Consider the following 16,773-nt stretch of genomic DNA (forward strand, 5'->3'; position numbering starts at 1 on the left):
GGATGATGCTGTCGCCGATAATGACCGGAGGTTACTCGGCGGTTACATGGTTACGGAACCCTTGGACGGTACATGTCTTCACCGATTTCGATGCCCCACCTGCACCGCGTCCCGGCGCTCGACGCTGTCCGCGTGATCGGCTCAGTAGCCGTCGTCGGACACCACGTCGGGTTCGCCACCGGCGTCAATACGTCCGGGGGTGACTGGGGCGGCTGGCTTTCGCGCCTGGACGCGGGCGTGGCGGTGTTCTTCGTGCTCTCCGGCTTCCTGTTGTTCCGGCCGTGGGTTCACGCCAAAGCGACCGGAAAAGCTCGGCCGGGCACCGGAAGGTACCTGTGGCGCCGGGCCATGCGGATCCTGCCCGCTTACTGGGTGACCGTGGCGGTCTGCCTGTCGGTCCTGCCCCGTAACGCGAACGCCACCCCGGCCGACTGGTTCAGGCACGCCACTCTCACGCAGATCTACGAGGCGGGCAACCTGAAGCACGGCGTCAGCCAGACCTGGAGTCTCGCCACCGAGGTCGTCTTCTACCTGCTGCTGCCGTTCCTCGGGCTGATCCTGACCGCCGGCAGGGCGCGGTCCGACCGGCACTGGGTGATCATCGGCGGTTCGGTATCGATCTCGGCGGTCTGGGTGGGCCTGATCGGTGCCGGCGTGTTCACGCCGACGCCGTACACGATGTGGTTTCCCGCCTATGCGTCGTGGTTCGGGGCCGGAATGGTGCTCGCCGCCGTGCATGTCGGCCTGCGGGAAGGCCGGCTGCGGCGCTGGGCCTTCCTCGACGGCATGGCCGCGGCGCCGCTGGCCTGCTGGACGGCGGCGCTGGCGGTGTTCGCCATCGCCACCACCCCGGTCGCCGGTCCGCACGGCCTGAGCGAGCCGAGCGCCGCCGAGTTCGCCGCGAAGCTCGTGCTCTACATGTCACTCGCGGTCCTCATCACGGTGCCGCTCGCCTTCGGCCCGGAGACCCGGACCAAGCACGCGCTCAGCGGCGGCACGGTCCGGTGGCTCGGAGCGGTGTCCTACGGTCTGTTCCTCTGGCACCCCTTCGTGCTCGAATCGATCTACTGGGTGACCGGACGGCCGGAGTTCACCGGATCGTTCGGCGAGACCTTCGTGATCACCCTGGGCGGCGGGCTGGTGCTGGCCGCCCTGTGCTACTACCTGATCGAGAGCCCCTTCCAGCGTCTCAGTCACCGTTGGCCGCGAGCGCCGCGCCGGAACAGAACCGAGAGCCAGAGGAGTACGGCGCAGGCCAGCGCGGCCAGCTGAGGCAGTGCCGCGGTGTGGCCGCCGGTGCGCAACGCCAGCCAGCCCGCGAACGCGAACAGGGCCACCGGCAGCAGCCAGTCGGCGAGCAGGCTGAACCGGCTCAGGCGCCGGCGGTCGTAGATCCCGAAGTACGGCCGTAGCACCCGCAGCATCAGCACGGCGGCCGCCGTGAGCAACGCCAGGCCGGCCGCCGCGACCCCGCCGACCAGCAGCAGCGCCACCCCACCGAAGACCGCCGGCACGAACAGACGACGCCGGCCGCGAACACCGGCCGGGGGCGGCCCGGACGGTGGGCCGGAGCCGCGCAGGCGGTTCGGCCCGGCCAGCGCCGCCACCACCGCGACACCGGTGAGCAGCAGGGCGCCGCCACTCATCGCCGCGCTGTAGAGCCGGTCCGGCGCGAAGCGGAGCACCACCGTGCCGGACGCGCCTGCCGGGACCAGCCATGCCTGCTGCCAGCCGTCCACCACGATGCGGGGGAGATCCTTCCCGTCGATGGTGGCGGTCCAGCCGGGATTGGCGTTCTCCCGGATGGCGACCACCCGCTGTCGTGGGTAGTCGCCGAGATGGAGCCGGCGCACGGTGGCCGACCAGTCGTCGACGCGCACCGGGATCTTGACCGATGTGGTGGTGGCGGAGTAGCGGACCGGGTTGACCCCCTTCGGCGAGCCGGCTTCGGCCTTCGTGCCGTTCCGCGGGATGAGAGCGACCTGAACCGGCGCCGCCACGGCCGTCGGGCCGGCGACGACACGTGTCTCGCCCGCGGGGACCGTCAGCGGGGCGGTGGCGCCGTCACCGCACACGACGGCGTCCACTTCGCGCAACTGGAGCAGGTCACGGCGACTGGCGACCAGGGCGGTCCGCCGGACCGTGCCGCCGACGTTGACCTTCGGTCCGCTGCCGCACCCCAGGTCGACCCGGGCGGTCGGCGAGTTCCGCTCCGGCCGATTGTCGGGCAGCGCGGTGAGCTCGCTGACCGCGACCGGAAGGGCGCGCTGCACGTTCCGGTATGGATCGTAGGTCACCGCGGGCACCGAATCGGAGATCAGCACGGTGATCTCGCCGGTGGTCATCGGCGGGTTGAACGCGAGGGTGCCGCCATCGTCCAGGAAGCCGGTCCGGATGTCGCCGTCACCGATGACGGTGATCTTCCACGGCCGGGCCGCCGCCGTCCCCTCGGTGAGGGTGAGCCGTACCCCGGAGATCTCGCGGCGGCCCGGCCAGACCAGGCGCAGCCAGGGCTCCTTGTCCTCGTCGGAGGCGAGCCAGGCGGTGCCCGGGTCGCCGTCGACCACCGCGCCGGGCCGGGCGGCCGGTTCCAGCACGCCGACGCTGGACGCGGTGACGTTCGGCAGGATCCCGCGGGTGACCGAGGCCTTCCCGCCGGCGTCGATCAGCGCGTTGAGCGCCGAACCGGGCCGGGGCCGGGCCCGTACGGCCAGGTCGTAGGACGCCCCGACAGGTTGCGTGGTGACCCGGTTGATCTCGGTGCCGTCCTCGGAGCCGCGGGCCAGGTCGCCGTTGCAGACGGCCTGGCCGCTCTCGGTGAAGTAGCAGGCCGGAACGGCCGGGGCCGCGGTGAACACCATGCTCGGCGCCGTCCCGGAGACAGGCGACGCCGGCGCCCGCAGCGTCCGTTCGGCGAACACTCCGGGAAACATCATCTCGCTGACACCGACCCCGCCGAAACCCAGCCGCCGGTCGATCACCTCGTCGAAGGAGATCCGGACCCACGTGGTGGGCCGGGTGCCGGCCAACGGGACCGTGGTCGCGGCTGTCGTGTCGACCGTCCGCCGGACCGGCGGGTTGTCGCCGGCGGTCACGGTTATCCGGGTGGGCACCGAGTCGGTGCCCAGGTCGAACCTGAGGCGCACCGAGCTGACGACCCGGGCGGTGCCGAACCGCACCTCGAGCCACTGCTCACTGGCGATGGTCCCGGGCGCCGACCGCCACGAGGTGTCCGGATCGCCGTCCATCGCCGCGTACGGCTGGTAGCCGGGACGTGATCCGCTCAGCGGCTGGGCGTCGGAGAAGGAACTGGAGGCGGTGACCGTTTCGATGCCGCGGTACTCGGCGACCGTCTCGTTGCCGTCGGCCCAGTCCGGCAGGTAGTCACGCGCCGGGGCGCCGAGCCGGGCCTGTTCGGTGGCCCGCATGGTGGCCGAGGCGCTGTCGTGTGAGAGGCCGAAAGCGACCTCGCGGCGGCGTAGCCCGTCGGTCACCACCACCGGGCCGCTCGGGGTCTGCTCGGTGCGGTCCCCGGCCAGCACGGTCGGTCCCTTCGGCAGCACCCCGGCCGCCGACGCGGCCAGTACCGATTCCGGGCCGCCGACGACCGTGGTCAGGTCGGCCGCGTCGTACGCCACCACCGGCTCGGCCGTCTCCTCGATGGCCCAGACCTCCAGGGTCCGGACCTGTACGTTGAAACCGTTGTCCACATGGATCCCCGGCAGGTGACCGCCTCCCACGGACGGTCCGAAGGCCGCGACCGGGCGCAGGCCCGGCGACCGTGCCAGCGCCTGCCGGACGATGATCGGCTGGGTGGCGCCGGACCGGCCGTAGTCCAGATCGGACCGGAGCAGCAGGTACCGCACGCCCGACCGTCGCAGGTACTCGGCCAGTCCGGCCGAGCCGGACCCGCTGCTCAGAGTCTGCTCGATGGCGTCGAGCACCCGGATCGTGGCCGGCGGGGTCAGCGGGATCGAACTGCGCACGCCCCACCGTTTGTTCAGCAGCGGCTGGGTGATCTCGTCGCTCGGGCTGCCCCACAGATAGCGGGGGAAACGTGACCCGGGCACCACGAGCACGTGCTCCTGGTCGAGGTTCCGGTTGAGCCAGGCGGCCGCGTCCCGCCAGTAACCGGGCACGCTGTGGAAGCTGCCCTGGGCGGCGAGTCCTCCGCCGAGAGCCGGGGCGGCGACGCCGGCGATCGCGATCACCGCGACCGCGGTGACCCCGGTGGCGCGCAGCTGGGCGAGCCGGCGCTGCGGGCGGGAGGCGGTGGCGGCGGACCGGCTGAACAGCGCCAGCAGATGGCACATGCCCAAGATCAGAGGCAGCCGGACGACGACGTCGAACTTGTGCACGTTGCGCAGCGGCGCGCCGGCGTCGTCCAGGAACGCCCGCTGTGCCTCGGGAAGGAACCCGGAGACGGCGCCGATGTGGCCGAGGCCGACCAGCGCCAGCCCGCAGAGCAGACCGGTGATCAGGAACCAGCGGTGCGGCAGGCCGCGACGGGCCAGGCCGGCGATGCCCAGCCCGGCGACGGCCAAGGTGGACAGGATCAGCGCCTGTTCGGTGGCGATTCGCCAGCCCGCCGCCCACGGCGCCCCGAAGGCGCTGTTCAGGTACGCGTGCCAGTGTGACGCCCCGCGAAGGACCGACACCATGTCGGTCGGCGCTGTGGTCACGGCCGAGGTCTCGATGTAATCCAGGAACGGGGGACTGTAGCGGCCGAGCACCAGCAACGGAATCAGCCACCACGCGGTGGCGCAGGCGACGGCGACGACCCACGCCGACAGGGCCTTGACCCGCAGGCGGAACGGCTGGAGCCCGAGCAGCCAGAGACCGGCCAGCGGCACGGTGGCCAGCACGGCGGTCGCGTTGACGCCACCGGCGCAGGCGACCGCGAGCGCCGACTGGGTGACCGCGCGGGCTATCGACTTGCCCGTCGTGATGCCGATCAGCGGGATCAGCACCCAGGGCGCGACGGCGCTGGGCCACGCCTCGACCGAGATCGGCCCGAGTTCGGTGATCATGCGCGGGGAGAGCGCGAAGGCGACGCCGGCGACCAGGCGGGTCCATGGTGAGCCGATGCCGAGCCGTTCCGCCAGTTTCACCACGCCGGTGCAGGCGACCGTCATGACGACCGCCCACCAGAGCCGCTGGATCACCCAGGCGGGCAGGGCGATCGTCTTGCCGGCCAGGAAGAAGGCGCCCATCGGCCAGAGGTAGCCGTACGCCTGGTTCTGGAGTTGCCCGAAGGTTCCGTTGGGGTCCCAGATGCTCAGCGCCCGGTTCAGCCACCCGGCCGGGTCGACGGCGAGATCGACCTTGGTGTCGATGACGATCTGTCCCGGTTCCTGGAGGAAAGCGAGGGCGGTCAATCCCAGGCAGACCGTGACCAGGCGCATCCGCCAGACGGTGGTCGATGCGGCACCGCCCGTCTGAGCCGGCGCGGCTTCTGCCTGTGGGTGACGCATGTTTCTCCCTGTTCCGCCATTGCGGAGTTACTGGACAACCCCATAGTGTGACGCGACCCGCGAATGCTACTCGCTAGTAGAGGTGATTGTGGACATACCGGCCGCCGCTAATCGGCACGTCTTGTTCCTCAACTGGCGGGACACCCGCAACCCCCACGGTGGCGGATCAGAAGTCTACGTGGAGAAGATCGCCGGCGAACTGATCCGTCATGGCCACCGGGTCACCCTCTTGTGCGCAGCTCACAGCGAGGGCCCCGCCGGAGAGGTGACCGATGCCGGGATCCGCGTGCTGCGCCGGGGCGGCCGTCACACGGTCTATCTTCGGGCCGCCTTCCTTTACCTGATCGGGATTCTCGGCCTCGGGCCGCTGAGCCGGCGGCACGGCGGCCGTCCCGACGTGATCGTGGACGTCGGTAATGGTTTGCCCTTCCTTTCTCCACTGTGGGCGTTCTGCCCGGTGATCGCCCTTGTGCACCACGTGCACCGGGAGCAGTGGCCGGTGGTGCTGACTCCCCGGCTGGCCCGGATCGGTTGGTGGATCGAGTCCTGGCTGGCTCCCCGGGTGTACCGCCGGTGCCGGTACGTGACGGTGTCCGCGGCCACGCGGGACGAACTGGCCGTGCTCGGGGTCGACGCGGAACGGGTCACCATCATCCACAACGGCACGCCGGAGATGACCCCCGCGGCGCCGGTGGACCGGACCCCGGAGCCGTCCCTTGTGGTGGTCGGCCGGCTGGTGCCGCACAAGCGGGTGGAGATGGCGCTGGACGCGGTGGCCGGCCTCTCCGGCGAGTTCCCCGGGCTGACCCTGACCGTGGCCGGGCAGGGCTGGTGGGAGGATGAGCTGCGGGAGTACGCCGTCCGGCTCGGTATCGCGGACCGGGTGCGATTCGCCGGGTTCGTCACCGACGAGGAGAAGCGGCGCCTGATGAGCCGGGCCTGGGTGGCGCTGACCCCCTCGCTCAAGGAGGGCTGGGGGCTCACCATCGTCGAGGCCGGCGCGGTCGGCACGCCCAACATCGCCTTCAAAGGCGCGGGCGGCGTGGAGGAGTCGCTGGTGGACGGGCAGACCGGGCTGCTGGCCGACGACCCCGCCGACTTCACCGCCAAGACACGGCTACTGCTCGCCGACGACGCGCTCCGTGCTCGGATGGGCAGCGCCGCCCGGGCGCACTCCGACCGCTTCACCTGGCCGTCGGCGGGGGAGAAGTTCGCCGCGCTCGTGGCACAGCCGGTGATGGTCCCGGCGCACGCGCCGGGACCACACGCTCACCTGGTTCCGTAGACGCCCGTCTGCAAGGTCGCCTCGTCGACGCTGGCAGCGGCCTCCGTCGGCGAGCTGAGGACACTCGACGCAAGGGCCGCCGTGCCGAGCACGCCGAGTGCGAGGGCGGCGACCCCGGCTAGGACGAGCGGTAGGGTCTTACGCATAAGGTGACTCCTCCTTGGGACCATGTGCTCTGCGTGCGCGGGACGCTACCACGTAGTAACTTCCCTGCGAAGGGTGTTCTCATACAGATCCAGGTCAGGCCCGTCGTGCACCAGCCGCAAGCCGGTCAGGCAGGCCGCCGGGGTGGTGAAGTCCCCGGTCACCCGTTGCACCACCACCCAGCGCACCCCCAGGCCGGCCAGCGGTGAGCCTGTCGTGAGGGCCCGGCGTACGGCCGCGGCCCGGCGGTCCTCGCCCCGCACCACGATCGTCCCCACCTGCAGCCGGTCATCGCTCAGCACGTCGGCGTCGAGATAGCGCGGCAGGGGATCGAGCACGGTCCGGCCCTGATTCCAGGAGTAGGTGTGATAGGCGGACGGCGGCAGCGACACCACAGCGCCGGGGCGTGCGCCCACCAGCCGGGCGACGGTCTCGAAATCCGGTGGATAGGCGACCGGCCGCAGCCGGTTCCCGGCGCCGAGAGCCAGGTCCGGCTGGATCGCCAGCGGCAGCAACATCACGGCGCCCAGCACCACCCGGCCGCTCGCGCGATCGCTGAGCCGGGTCGCGGCACGTTCCGCGCCGAGCGCCACCGCCAGGCAGAGCAGGAGGGCGTACGGCATGACGAACTTCTGCCCGTCCCGCAGCAGGCCGGCCCCGGGCACGGTGACGACCGCCCACTCCAGCAGCGCACGGACGCCGGGCAGCACCCCGAGCAGCGCCACCGCGAACCCGCCGGCGGCCAGCACGGTCAGGCGTGCCGCCGCACCGGCGGGCAGGCGCGCCCACAGGAGCCGCAGACCGTACCCGGCGAGGACGAGCAGCGCCAGCGTCCCCACAGGTGTCAGCACCGACGCCCGGCTCGGCAGTACCGTCTGTGCGTTCCAGATGCCGCCGGTGCCGAGCAGCGCGCCGACCGGGCCGGTCCAGTCGGCTCCGCGGGCGGCGAACGCGGCCACCCCGGCCGGATCGCTGCGCGCGTCCGCTTCGGTCAGTGCGGCGGCGAGCAGCCACGGCACGTTGAGCAGCAACGTCACCCCGGTGGCGAGCCGGGACGACGTCAGCGTGACGACCGTGGCCAGCGCGATCACCCCGCCGGTGGGGGTGACCGCGGCGAGGGCGGCCCAGCCGGCCAGCGGCAGCAACGCGCCGCGATCGCCGCCGCGCAGCCGCAGCGCGGCGGCGGCCAGCCATGGCAGGGCGGCGTACGCGAGCAGCAGCCCCCACTGGCCGAGGAGCAGTCGCTCGGCCAGGTACGGGGCCCACGCGTAGACCGTCGCCGCCACCAGGCGGGTACCCGTTCGTTCCGACGGCACCAGCCGCCCCGCGCCGATCGCGGCGAGCAGCAGAATCGCGGCCAGCACGATCCGTTGCAGCAGCCAGCCGGGCACGACCTGAGTGGACAGGGACACCAGCGCGTCCAGCGGCACCGCCCGCGGCAGGGTCGCCGACGGCAGGAAGAGCTCCCGGCGCAGCGGCTGCCACGGCACGAAGACCATGTCGTAGGAGAGCACGTAGCCGGGCGCGGCCAGGGGAGCCAGCACGAGCCCGGTGACGATCAGCGCCGTGACCGGCAGGGCGAGCGGTCGCAGGGCGGACCTCCTCATCTCGGGTCGCACCCATAGTCTGATCCACGCTCTCCGAACTATGAACCAGGGACGGCGGATGGCAAAACTCAGCGGCATCGGCACGGCGGGACTGGCGGTCACCGGCGCCGGTGTGTTCGCCAACGGGCTGGCGTACGTCGTACCCATGATCGGGGCCCGCCGGCTGAGCGCGCCGGACCTCAGCGTGCTCGCGACGCTGCTCGCGATGACCGCGATCATCGGGGTGGCGAGCACCGGCCTGCAGATCGCGGTGGCCGTGCACCGGGCCCGCAACGGCCCGGCCCCGGCGAGCCGTCCCGCCTTGCTCACCGTGCTGGCGTCCGCCGGCGCTCTGCTGCTCGTGCTTCCGATCGCGGTGACCGTGCTGCGCCTGCCGTTGACCGCGACCGCGTTGGCCGCCGTGTCGACGGTGGCGGTGGTGGCGGCCGGGCGATGGCTCGGCGAGATGCAGGGCGACGAGCGTTTCCTGCCGCTCGCCGCGGGCCTGGCCGTGGTGGCGGGTGGGCGTTACGGCGGGGTGGTGGTGGGCCTGGCCGCCGGCGCGGGCCTGACCACCGCACTGCTGATCGGCGCGGCGACCGCGATTCTCGCCCTGCCCGCGTTGCACCTGCTTGCCCGGCGCCCCGGCGTGGTCGCGCACGGCGAGCCGCTCGCCGTGCGCGCGGTCTTCACTGCGAGCGCCGCCACCCTCGCGACCCTGGTCGTCTCGTACGCCGATCTGCTCCTGGCCCGCCGCTTCCTCCCGCCGGACGCCTCGGGGGCCTACGCGGTCGGCACCGTCCTGACCAAAGGGGCGCTCTGGGCGCCGCAGGTGGTGACCGTGCTGGCTCTGCCCCGGCTGGCGCAGGGTGACCGGCGTACGCTGCGGCTCGGTCTCGCGCTGATCGGCCTGTGTGGCGCGGCCCTGGTGACCGCCGCGGCGGTGGCGGGCGGCCTGGCGTTCCGCCTGGCCGGTGGGCCGGACTACGACGGCCTGGGACGCTACGCTCCGATCTTCGCGGCCACCGGCGCCTGCTACGGGCTGGTCTTCATGCTCATCAACGCTCAGGTGGCGGCCGGGGCGCGATGGCCGTCGGCGCCGTTGTGGGTGGTGACGGCGCTCCTGGTGGTGGCGGTGTGGCTGTTCGTCCCGCACACCCTGTTGGGTGTCGCCTCCAGCGCGCTGGCGGCCGCTGTCCTCGCTCTCATCGTGACGGGTGGGCTGGTCGCGCTGCGAATCCGGACATCCATTACCGATGTTCGATCTGAATCTGAGAGTCTGTCGGTCGAGTGACGACGGACGGGGGTCGGGGCATTGCGTAAGGTGACACGTCGTGTGCTGGGCGGCGGTGTGGCCGCCGTTCTGGTGGCCGGAACGCTGGTGGGGGCCGCGGCGCGGCCCTTCGGCCTCTCCGAGGACGGGGGCACATTCGCCGCGGCCGAACTCACCGCGATGTTCGAGGAGTACGGCGACACCTCCGGCACCTGGCTCGGCGCCGACCGGACCGCCTCGGTGCCGCTGTCCGGCGACCGGACGCTGTGGTTGTTCTCCGACACCTTCCTCGGCCCTCCCGCGGAGGACGGCTCCCGGCCACGCAGCTCCGGATTCATCAACAACTCGGCGATCGTGCAGGACGGGGACGAGCTCGGGAGGTTCCACTTCGGGGGCACCCCGGCCACTCCGACCGCGCTGGTGCCGACCGCCTCCGACCGGGATTTCCACTGGATCGGCGACGCGATCGCCGACGGTGACACGGTGCAGGTGCTCGCCAACCGTTACCACCGGTCCGGAGCCGGCCCGCTGGATCACGAACTCACCGGGACGGTGCTCGCCGATTTCCGTGAGTCCGACCTCACCCCCGGCCCGGTCCGTGAGCTGCCGCTCGGCGACCGGATCTCGTGGGGCTCCGAGGTGATGCCCGACGGTGGGTTCACCTACGTCTACGGCACCGAGGCGACCGGCGCCATGAAGTTCGCCCACCTGGCCCGGGTCGCCGGCGCCGATCTGAGCGGCGCCTGGGAGTTCTGGACCGGCAGCGGATGGTCCACCGCCGAGACCGACTCGGCCCGCCTGCTCAGCGGGGTGGGCACCAACTACGGCGTGCGCCGGGTCGGCAGGCATTATGTGCTGGTCACGCAGGAGAACAACCTGATCTTCAGCGGAGACTTCGTGGCCTACACCGCGAAGTCGCCGGCCGGGCCGTTCAGCGGCCCGCGTCACCTGTTCACCGCGCCCGAAGTCGGCGACGGTCACATCGTCTACGACGCCGATCTCCATCTCGACCTGTCCCGTGAGGGCCGGTTGCTGATCTCCTACAACGTCAACAACCTGGACGAGGCGGTCACCTACGCCGACGCGGGCATCTACCGCCCACGGTTCGCCGAGGTCAACTGGCCGCCGGACGGCAGCTCGGCGCGGGGCCCGTCGGCTCCGGAGGGGGTCACCGCCGTCGCCGACGGAGCCGGCACGGCGAGCCTGGCCTGGCGATCGGTGCCCGGTGACGACATCAGCTACCGGGTCCACCGGCGCGATGTCACGGCCGGGCAGACCCATTTCGTACGCCTGCCCGGCGCCGGGCCCGGCTCGGCGACCGAGTTCCGGACCGACTTCCTCACCAACGGTCACGAATACGAGTTCGCGGTCACCGCTGTCGACGGGCACGGCGAGAGCGCGCTCTCCGCACCCGCCACGATGCGGGCGACCGTGCCCGCGCCGGCCGCCCCGGCCGGGGTGACGACCCAGACCCTCGCCGACGGCCGAGTCACCGTGCGCTGGGGGGCGATACCGTTCGTCCAGCTTTTCAAGGTGTTTCACCGTGACCTCACGGCCGGGCAGGCGAAACCGGAACCGGCCGGGTCCTATCCCGGGACGAGCGCCACGGTCGGGCCGCTCCGGCCGGGGCACGACTACGAGATCACCGTGGTGGCGGTCGGTGGCGGCGGGGACAGCCGGCCGTCCGCCGGGGTACGGGTCACACCGACGGTGGCACCGCCCGCGGCGCCCGGCCGTCCCACCGCGGAGGCCCGTGCGGACGGTTCGATCCGTCTGAGCTGGAGCCCGGTGGCACCGGAACTGTCGTACCAGGTGTTCCGCCGGGACCTGACCACGGGTGGCGGCTGGAGCCCGCCCGGGCTGGCCGAGGACACCACGTTCGACACCGGGCGCCTGGTGCACGGCCACGAGTACGAGTTCACCGTCGCCGCCGTCAACGCCGGTGGTGTGGGCGCCGAGTCGCCGCCGGTGCGGATCCGGGCCGATGTCGCCAGCCCGGACGAGGCGCCGACCCGGCTCGCGGTGAAGGTGCGACCGGGCGTGGCCGAGCTGCGGTGGCGGTCCACCGGCTCCCGGTGGTACCGGGTGTTCCGCCGTGACCTGACGATCGGCCAGAAGGCGTTCACCCAGGAGGAGATTCCGGTCGAGGGCACCACGGCGGTCGTGCACAACCTGGCCGACGGTCACGAGTACGAGTTCGCCGTCGCGGCGTTCAGCGACGGTGGGATGGGGCCACGCTCCTCGGCGGTGCGGGCTCGTACGCCGTCCGCGATGCCCACGGCCGTCACCGCCCGAAGCGACGGGCCCGGCACGGTCGTCGTCGAGTGGGCCGAGACCCGGCCCGGTCTCGTCTACCGTGTGCGCCTGCGCGATGCGTCCGCCGGCGAGTCCTGGCGCACCGACCCGTACCCGGTGACCGGCAGCCGGTACGAGACGGCCATGCTGACCAGCGGCCATCGCTACGAGTTCCGGCTGCAACTGCCGGACGGCACGCTGTCGAGGACGGCCGCCGTCACGGTCCGGTGACCGGGTCGCGGCGGGCCGCCGGCCGACCTGCCGCTGTGGCGGCGGCCACTCACAACCGCCGCCCGGACGACTGTGACGTGCGGGAAATCCGGGATGCCGCGTCAGGTGACCAGGCGGAAACCGGGGGTTTCTAGGGTCTGGTTCCGGAGAGGGTTGCTGCCCCTCAGGAAACAGACCTGGTTCGAGGGCGAACCGAAAGGGGTGCCCGTGGCTGCCGATGTCACCAAGGTGCGAACCGTGTGCGGGTATTGCGGCGTCGGTTGTGGACTGGTGCTCGACGTCGCGCGCCAGGATGACGGTCCGTTGCGGGTGATCAGGGCGAGCGGGGACCGGGACCACCCGGCCAACGCGGGCCGGCTGTGCACCAAGGGCTCGACGAGCGCCGAGCTGCTCGCCGCGAGCGGGCGGCTGGACACCGCGCTGATCCGCGCCGACCGGGGCGCCGCGCCCGCACCGGCCGGCGTGGACGCGGCGATCAGCGAGACCGCCCGCCGGCTGCGCGCGATCATCGACGAGCACGGGCCGGACGCGGTCGCCATGTACGTCTCCGGCCAGATGACCCTGGAAGCCCAGTACCTGGCGAACAAGCTGGTCAAGGGCTACATCGGGACCAACAACATCGAGTCCAACTCGCGGCTGTGCATGGCCAGCGCGGGCACCGGCTACAAACTGTCGCTGGGCGCGGACGGGCCGCCCGGCTCCTACGACGACCTGGACCACGCCGACGTCTTCCTGGTGATCGGCTCGAACATGGCCGACTGCCACCCGATCCTCTTCCTGCGCATGATGGAGCGGGTCAAGGCCGGCGCGAAGCTGATCGTCGTCGACCCGCGGCGCACCGCCACCGCCGAGAAGGCCGACCTCTTCCTCCAGATCCGGCCCGGCACCGACCTGGCACTGCTCAACGGCCTGCTGCATCTGATCACCCCGGACTCCGGGTTCATCGGCGCGTACACCGAGGGCTGGGAGGCGATGCCGGAGTTCCTGGCCGATCACCCCCCGGACCGGGTCGCCGAGCTGACCGGCATCCCGGAGGCCGACATCCGGACCGCCGCCGGGTGGATCGACACGGCGGCGAACTGGGTGAGCCTCTGGACCATGGGCCTCAACCAGAGCACCCACGGCACCTGGAACACCAACGCCCTGATCAACCTGCATCTGGCGACCGGCGCGATCTGCCGTACCGGAAGCGGCCCGTTCTCGCTCACCGGCCAGCCGAACGCGATGGGCGGCCGCGAGATGGGCTACATGGGCCCCGGGCTGCCCGGCCAGCGGTCCGTGCTGGTCCCGGCCGACCGCGAGTTCACCGAGAAGGTGTGGGGCGTGCCGGCCGGCACCCTGCGCACCGAGGTCGGCAAGGGCACCGTCGACATGTTCGAGCAGATGGCCGCGGGCAGGATCAAGGCCTGCTGGATCGTCTGCACCAACCCGGTCGCGTCGGTCGGCAACCGGCGGACGGTCATCGCCGGCCTGGAGGCCGCCGAGCTGGTGATCACCCAGGACGCCTTCGCCGAGACCGAGACCAACGCGTACGCCGACATCGCGCTGCCCGCCGCCATGTGGTCCGAGGCGGACGGCATCATGATCAACTCGGAGCGGAACCTCACCCTCGTCCACCCGGTCGTCCCGGCGCCCGGCGAGGCCCTGCCCGACTGGCTGATCATCGCCCGCGTCGCGTGCGAGATGGGTTACGCGAGCGGCTTCACCTACGCGAGCGCCGAGGAGATCCTCGAGGAGATCAAAACCTTCAAGAACCCACAGACGGGGTACGACCTGAGCGGCGTGACCTACGCCCGCCTCGCCGAGGGACCGGTCCAGTGGCCGGCGGCCCCCGGCGGGCCCGACCGCAACCCGATCCGGTACCGCACCCCCGACGGCGGCCTGCGGTTCGCCACTCCGAGCGGGAAGGCCGTCTTCCACGCCCGGCCGCACGTCGACCCGGCCGAGATGCCCGACGACGACTACCCGTTCGTGCTCAACACCGGCCGCCTCCAGCACCAGTGGCACACCATGACCAAGACCGGCCGGATCGCCAAGCTGAACCGGCTCAACCCGGCACCGTTCCTCGAGATCAACCCGGTGGACGCCGAATGGTTCGAGATCGCCGCCGGTGACCTCGTCGAGATCGCCTCCCGGCGCGGGCGGGCCGTCCTGCCCGCCGTCGTCACCGACCGGGTCCTGCCCGGCAACTGCTTCGCCCCCATGCACTGGAACGACCTCTTCGGCGAATACGTCAGCGTCAACGCGGTCACCAGCGACGCCGTCGACCCGATCTCCTTCCAGCCGGAGCTGAAGGTGTGCGCGGTGTCGCTCACCCGGGTCGCCTCCGCCCCGTCCGGGTCCTCCCCGGCCGGATCCTCCGGGCCGGGTTCGTCCCAGGTGCCGGCCGGGGTGGCCGGGCCGGGTCCGTCCCCCGCGCCCGGTGGGCAGCCGTTGCCCGCGCTCACCGGGGCCGCCGTGAGCCCGGCCGGCCTCGGTGGGGTGCTGCCCGGAACGCTGGGGCGGACGCTCGGCATCGACACGGCGCCGCCGGACCTGACCGAGGACCAGCGGCGCTACCTGGCCGGATTCCTGGCCGGGGCGTTCAGCCGCCCGGGACCGGCCGTGCTTCCCGCCGGGGCGCCGTTCGACCACGCCACCACCATGTGGGTGAACGGACTGCTCGCCGGGGTGCTCTCACCCGTACCGTCGCCGGGTCTTGAAGGATCGCCCGCCGCGGAGCCGGCGGCGGGCCGCCTGCAGGTGCTCTGGGCCTCGCAGACCGGCAACGCCGAGGACTTCGCGCGAACCGTCGCCGAACGTCTCGCCGGAACCGGCCGGCAGGTGACCGTCCTCGGCATGGACGGGCCCGCCGCCGACCTGCTCGACCCCGGCGCCGACCTGCTCGTCGTGACGAGCACCTTCGGCGATGGCGACGCGCCCGACAACGGGGCCACCTTCTGGGACTCGCTCACCGGCGACGGGGCGCCCCGGCTGGACGGGCAACGGTATGCGGTCCTCGCCTTCGGCGACTCCGACTACGCCGACTTCTGCGGGCACGGGAAACGGCTCGACGAGCGGCTGGCCGAGTTGGGCGCGGTCCGGCTCACCGCGCGGGCCGACTGCGAACCCGACTTCGAGGAGACCGCCGACGGCTGGCTCGACTCGGTCCTCGGCGCCCTGACCGGCTCATCCGCCACGCCCGGTCCCTCGCCGGCGTCACCACCGGCCGTCGCCACCGCTCAGGCCGCGATCGCGGTGACGGCCGCCGCCGCGTCCAGCCGCGTCGCCCCTCCAGTGCCCGGGAGCGGGCCGGTCGCCGCGCCGGTGGCGACGAAGGCCGCGCCGCTCACCGCCGCGCTCGTCGGCAACCGGCTGCTCAGCCTTCCCGGGTCGGCCAAGGAGGTGCGGCAGTTCACGTTCGACACCGGCGGGCTGCTCGACTACCGGACCGGGGACGCGCTCGGCGTGTGGCCGGTCAACTGCCCCGAACTCGTCGAGGAATGGCTCAAGATCACCGGACTGTCCGCCGGCACCCCGGTGGGACTGGACAGGATCGGCGCCCGGCCGCTCGGCGAGGCGCTCACCCGGCACCTCGACATCACCCGCGTCACCACCGACCTGCTGCGGTTCGTCGCCGACCGCAGCGGCGCCGGTCACCTCAAGACCCTGCTGCGCCCCGACAACAAGGGTGAGCTCGCCAAGTGGACGTGGGGCCGGCAGGCCGTCGACGTCCTCGCCGAACACCCGGTCGAGGCGGACGCCCAGGAATGGGCCGGCGTCCTCAAGAGGCTCCAGCCACGGCACTACTCGATCAGCTCGACCCCGCTCGCCGACCCCGGCCTGGTCAGCCTCACCGTCTCGGTGGTCCGTTTCGACAACCACCGTGGCCGTTCCCGTAAGGGCGTCTGCTCCACCCACCTGGCCGACGCCCCCGCCGGCGCCGAGGTCCCGCTCTTCGTGCAGCGGGCGCCCCACTTCCGGCCACCCGCCGACCCCAACACTCCGATGATCATGGTCGGGCCCGGCACCGGCGTGGCGCCGTTCCTGGGCTTCCTGCAGGAGCGGCAGATCACCGGAGCCCCCGGCGGCAACTGGCTCTTCTTCGGCGAACAGCGCAGCGCCACCGACTTCTACTACGCCGAGGAGCTGGAGGCCCTCCGCGCCGACGGCATCCTGAGCCGTCTCGACACGGCCTTCTCCCGCGACCAGCGAACCAAGGTGTACGTCCAGGACCGCATGCGCGACAAGGGCGCCCAGCTCTGGGCGTGGCTCCAGGCCGGCGCCCACTTCTACGTCTGCGGCGACGCCGGCCGGATGGCCCGCGACGTGGACCGCGCACTCCACGACATCGCCGTCAACCACGGCCGCCTCACCGAAGAAGCCGCCACCGCCTACCTGAAACAGCTCGCCACCGACAAACGCTACGTCCGCGACGTCTACTGACCCGGGGGCCGGCCGCCCGGCAGGCGCTCGCCGACGCGGGCGAGCGTTACAACGCGGCCG

At 72.3% G+C, this 16,773-nt stretch carries 8 protein-coding genes; 5 read left to right on the forward strand and 3 right to left on the reverse strand.

Annotated features, from left to right (window positions below; genetic code table 11):
- Positions 1–72: 72 nt before the first annotated feature.
- A complete protein-coding gene (locus tag AB0I88_RS32395; protein ID WP_361033382.1) occupies positions 73–1,272 on the forward strand; it encodes an acyltransferase in 1,200 nt (399 codons plus the stop codon).
- On the opposite strand, the gene AB0I88_RS32400 is transcribed toward AB0I88_RS32395, so the two are convergent.
- Complete coding sequence (locus AB0I88_RS32400) at positions 1,194–5,405, reverse strand: alpha-(1->3)-arabinofuranosyltransferase family protein (RefSeq protein ID WP_361033385.1); 4,212 nt, start codon at positions 5,403–5,405, stop codon at positions 1,194–1,196. The genes AB0I88_RS32395 and AB0I88_RS32400 overlap by 79 nt on opposite strands.
- 157 nt (positions 5,406–5,562) lie before the next feature.
- Here AB0I88_RS32400 and AB0I88_RS32405 point away from each other — a divergent pair, with 157 nt between their 5' ends.
- Positions 5,563–6,759: a glycosyltransferase family 4 protein gene (locus tag AB0I88_RS32405; RefSeq protein ID WP_361033402.1), complete on the forward strand. Its 1,197-nt coding sequence runs from the start codon at positions 5,563–5,565 to the stop codon at positions 6,757–6,759.
- On the opposite strand, the gene AB0I88_RS32410 is transcribed toward AB0I88_RS32405, so the two are convergent.
- Both AB0I88_RS32410 and AB0I88_RS32415 read right to left on the reverse strand, forming a co-directional pair.
- Complete coding sequence (locus AB0I88_RS32410) at positions 6,744–6,905, reverse strand: hypothetical protein (protein WP_361033388.1); 162 nt, start codon at positions 6,903–6,905, stop codon at positions 6,744–6,746. The two genes, AB0I88_RS32405 and AB0I88_RS32410, sit on opposite strands and share 16 nt — an antisense overlap.
- A 45-nt stretch (positions 6,906–6,950) precedes the next feature.
- Positions 6,951–8,510 (reverse strand): hypothetical protein, encoded by a 1,560-nt coding sequence (locus AB0I88_RS32415; protein WP_361033391.1) that lies wholly within the window; start codon positions 8,508–8,510, stop codon positions 6,951–6,953.
- Positions 8,511–8,568: 58 nt separating this feature from the next.
- Here AB0I88_RS32415 and AB0I88_RS32420 point away from each other — a divergent pair, with 58 nt between their 5' ends.
- The 3 genes from AB0I88_RS32420 (at position 8,569) to AB0I88_RS32430 (ending at position 16,713) form a co-directional block, all read left to right on the forward strand.
- Positions 8,569–9,783: a polysaccharide biosynthesis protein gene (locus tag AB0I88_RS32420; protein WP_361033393.1), complete on the forward strand. Its 1,215-nt coding sequence runs from the start codon at positions 8,569–8,571 to the stop codon at positions 9,781–9,783.
- A gap of 30 nt (positions 9,784–9,813) precedes the next feature.
- Complete coding sequence (locus AB0I88_RS32425; protein ID WP_361033396.1) at positions 9,814–12,288, forward strand: fibronectin type III domain-containing protein; 2,475 nt, start codon at positions 9,814–9,816, stop codon at positions 12,286–12,288.
- Between the two features lie 207 nt (positions 12,289–12,495).
- The gene (locus AB0I88_RS32430; RefSeq protein ID WP_361033399.1) at positions 12,496–16,713 is read left to right on the forward strand and encodes a bifunctional nitrate reductase/sulfite reductase flavoprotein subunit alpha; all 4,218 of its coding nucleotides are present in this window, start codon (positions 12,496–12,498) and stop codon (positions 16,711–16,713) included.
- The last annotated feature ends 60 nt before the right edge of the window (positions 16,714–16,773 follow it).

It is taken from the genome of Actinoplanes sp. NPDC049802, assembly GCF_040656595.1.
Lineage (GTDB): Bacteria > Actinomycetota > Actinomycetes > Mycobacteriales > Micromonosporaceae > Actinoplanes.

Excerpts from the sequence above, each read along its gene's own strand:
- AB0I88_RS32395 (WP_361033382.1), top strand. The coding sequence starts at position 73 with ATGTCTTCACCGATTTCGATGCCCCACCTGCACCGCGTCCCGGCGCTC.
- AB0I88_RS32400 (WP_361033385.1), bottom strand. The coding sequence starts at position 5,405 with ATGCGCCTGGTCACGGTCTGCCTGGGATTGACCGCCCTCGCTTTCCTC.
- AB0I88_RS32410 (WP_361033388.1), bottom strand. The coding sequence starts at position 6,905 with ATGCGTAAGACCCTACCGCTCGTCCTAGCCGGGGTCGCCGCCCTCGCA.
- AB0I88_RS32415 (WP_361033391.1), bottom strand. The coding sequence starts at position 8,510 with ATGAGGAGGTCCGCCCTGCGACCGCTCGCCCTGCCGGTCACGGCGCTG.
- AB0I88_RS32420 (WP_361033393.1), top strand. The coding sequence starts at position 8,569 with ATGGCAAAACTCAGCGGCATCGGCACGGCGGGACTGGCGGTCACCGGC.